The organism is Xylophilus sp. ASV27 (genome assembly GCF_016428875.1).
Lineage (GTDB): Bacteria > Pseudomonadota > Gammaproteobacteria > Burkholderiales > Burkholderiaceae_C > Xylophilus.
This window is the reverse complement of the sequence record NZ_JAELTO010000203.1, coordinates 1-3,065: the sequence shown is the minus strand read 5'-3', so window position 1 is coordinate 3,065 and position 3,065 is coordinate 1. Positions and strand designations below refer to the sequence as shown.

Below are 3,065 nucleotides of genomic sequence, written 5' to 3'. Positions count from 1 at the left end.
GGATGATCTCCAGTCCCAGCATGGGCTGGTCCTTGCGGTCGTCGGTGCATTGGGTGCAGCGCTCGGCCGGGTCGGCGCCCTGGCGCAGCAGCTTGCCGACGCGGCCGCTGAGCGCGCCGCCCTGCTCGGTGATGGCGACCTCGGACTTGGGGTCGCCGGTCTTCTCGTCGAAGGTGCGCCAGGTGCCCACGGGGGTGAGCTGCGCGGCCGCCAGGCCCGCGAACGCGCCCAGCAGCAGGGCGGCAATGCTCTTCTTCATCTTTGTCTCCTTGAAGGAATTCAGGCGAGAACGGCGTCGGTGTCCATCAGCGGCGCAGCGCCGGCGCGCGCGGTGCGCATGAGCGAGGCGGTCTCGGGGAACAGCTTGGCGAAGTAGAAGCGCGCGGTCTGCAGCTTGGCCTGGTAGAACGGGTCGGTGTCGCCTTCGGCGATCCTGCGCAGCGCCACCTGCGCCATGCGGGCGAAGAAGTAGCCGAACACCAGGTGGCCGGCCACGCGCAGGTAGTCGACCGCCGCGGCCCCGACCTCGTCCGGATTCTGCGAGCCCTTGAAGCCGATCTCGGTGGTGAACTTGGTCATCTGGTCGCCCAGGTAGGCGATCGGGTTGATGAACTCGGCCATCTTCTCGTTCACGCCCTCCTCCTCCACCAGTTTGGCCACCAGCTTGCCGAACTTGCGCAGCGAGGCACCGTTGTTGCCCAGCACCTTGCGGCCGAGCAGGTCCAGAGACTGGATGGCGTTGGTGCCCTCGTAGATCATGTTGATGCGCGCGTCGCGCACGAACTGCTCCATGCCCCATTCGTGGATGTAGCCGTGGCCGCCGAACACCTGCTGGCACTGCGTGGTCGCGCTCCAGGCGTTGTCGGTGATGAAGGCCTTGACGATGGGCGTGAGCAGCGCCACCAGCTCGGCGCTGTCCTTGCGCACCTTCTCGTCGGGGTGGTGCTGCTCCTTGTCGATCAGCAGCGCGCAGTACATGGCCATGGCGCGGCCGCCTTCGGCGTAGGCCTTGGCGGTGAGCAGCATGCGGCGCACGTCGGGGTGCACGATGATCGGGTCGGCCGGCTTGTCCTTGGCCTTGGGGCCGGACAGGCTGCGCATCTGGATGCGGTCCTTGGCATAGGCCAGCGCGTTCTGGTAGGCCACCTCGGTCAGGCCCAGCGACTGGTTGCCCACGCCCAGGCGCGCCGCGTTCATCATCACGAACATGGCCTGCAGGCCCTTGTGCGGCTGGCCCACCAGCGAGCCGGTGGCGCCGTCGATCACGATCTGCGCGGTGGCGTTGCCGTGGATGCCCATCTTGTGCTCCAGGCCGCCGCAGTAGATCGGGTTGCGCTCGCCCAGCGTGCCGTCGGCGTTGACCTTGAACTTGGGCACGACGAACAGGCTGATGCCCTTGCTGCCCGCGGGCGCGTCCGGCAGGCGCGCCAGCACCAGGTGCACGATGTTCTCCGTGAAGTCGTGCTCGCCCGCGCTGATGAAGATCTTGTTGCCGGTGATGCGGTAGCTGCCGTCGGCCTGCGGCTCGGCCTTGGTGCGCAGCAGGCCCAGGTCGGTGCCGCAGTGCGGCTCGGTCAGGCACATGGTGCCGGTCCATTCGCCGCTGGTGAGCTTGGGCAGGTAGAGCCTCTTCTGCTCGTCCGTGCCGTGCGCATGCAGGGCCTCGTAGGCGCCATGCGACAGGCCGGGGTACATGGTCCAGGCCTGGTTGGCCGAGTTCAGCATTTCATAGAAGCACTGGTTGACGACGAAGGGCAGGCCCTGGCCGCCATACGCCGGGTCGCAGGACAGCGCGGCCCAGCCGCCTTCCACATACTTGGCATAGGCCTCCTTGAAGCCCTTGGGCGTGGTGACTTCGTGCGTGGCCTTGTCCAGCGTGCACCCCTGCTCGTCGCCCGCGAGGTTCAGCGGAAAGGTGACCTCGGAGGCGAACTTGCCGCCCTCCTCCAGCACGGCGTTGAGCGTCTCGGCATCGACCTCGGCATGCGGCGGCAGCACCTTGAATTCCTCGGTGACGTTGAGCACTTCGTGCAGGATGAACTGCATGTCGCGCAGCGGGGGCGTGTAGATGGGCATGGCGTCTCCAGGAGCAAAGAATGGAAGGGTGGGAGAAGGATCAGTCGCGCAGCGCGGCCGGCTCGCCGTAGCGCTGCAGGATGTTGTCGAAGCCGGTGTGGGCACGCGCCAGCGAGCGCGGCGAGCGCAGGAAGCGCGCCTCGTAGTGCAGGGCGAGGATCAGGCCGTGGATCTCGTAGAGCATCTGCTCCTCGTCCGCGTCGGCGCGCAGGTGGCCCGCCTCCTTGGCCTGCACCAGCGCGCGGTGCAGTGCCTGCAGCCAGGTCTTGACCGAGCCGACCAGCGCGTCGCGCACCGGGCCCGGGCGGTCGTCGAATTCAGCCGCGCCGCTGATGTAGAGGCAGCCCGAGTCGATCTCGGCGGAGGTGCGCCTCATCCAGTTGGCGAACAGCGCGCGCAGCCGCGGCAGGCCGCGCGGCGCCTGCAGCGCGGGGAAGAACACCTCGGCCTCGAAGCGCGTGTGGTACTCGCGCACCACCGAGATCTGCAGTTCCTCGCGCGAGCCGAAGTGCGCGAACACGCCGGACTTGCTCATCTGCGTGACCTCGGCCAGGGCGCCGATGGACAGGCCCTCCAGCCCGATCTGCGTGGCCAGCCCCAGCGCGGCATCGATGATGGCGGCCTTGGTCTGCTGCCCCTTCAGCGAGGCACGGCCATCGCCGGCGCCGTCGCGGCCAATGGCGCGCACCTTGCTGGCAGACTGGGGAGTGAGAGGCATGGAATTCACGACAAAAAGAACGATCGTGCTATTTTGCAGGAATTCCAGAAAACGGCAAGTAGCGGCTAACCCGTAGCCCTGGCGCGCAGGCGCACTCAAAGCCAGAGGAAATCCACACCAGAATCGACTGAAGCCCAGGTACCACCTGGGCAGGGCAATCGCATCTAAATCCAAGCGAAACTAAAGCGCTGAAACAACCCTTCTAGCGCAGCCCCGATGAACCTACTGCACCACCTGCAGAGCATCTCCGACCCCCGAAGCCACCGCACGC

Annotated in this window: 2 protein-coding genes and 1 pseudogene; all 3 read right to left on the bottom strand. The window is 67.0% G+C overall.

Annotated elements, in window-relative coordinates; translation table 11 throughout:
* Nucleotides 1-259, bottom strand: a pseudogene (locus JHD63_RS22190) (DUF2147 domain-containing protein); the annotation flags it as partial.
* Between the two features lie 20 nt (nt 260-279).
* Nucleotides 280-2,076: an acyl-CoA dehydrogenase C-terminal domain-containing protein gene (locus tag JHD63_RS22185; protein ID WP_198972951.1), complete on the bottom strand. Its 1,797-nt coding sequence runs from the start codon at nt 2,074-2,076 to the stop codon at nt 280-282.
* Nucleotides 2,077-2,116: 40 nt separating this feature from the next.
* Entirely contained in the window at nt 2,117-2,794 is a 678-nt protein-coding gene (locus JHD63_RS22180; RefSeq protein ID WP_198972950.1) for a TetR/AcrR family transcriptional regulator, read from the bottom strand.
* Nucleotides 2,795-3,065: the final 271 nt, after the last annotated feature.

Coding starts and splice junctions, on each gene's coding strand:
- JHD63_RS22185 (WP_198972951.1), bottom strand. CDS start 2,076: ATGCCCATCTACACGCCCCCGCTGCGCGACATGCAGTTCATCCTGCAC.
- JHD63_RS22180 (WP_198972950.1), bottom strand. CDS start 2,794: ATGCCTCTCACTCCCCAGTCTGCCAGCAAGGTGCGCGCCATTGGCCGC.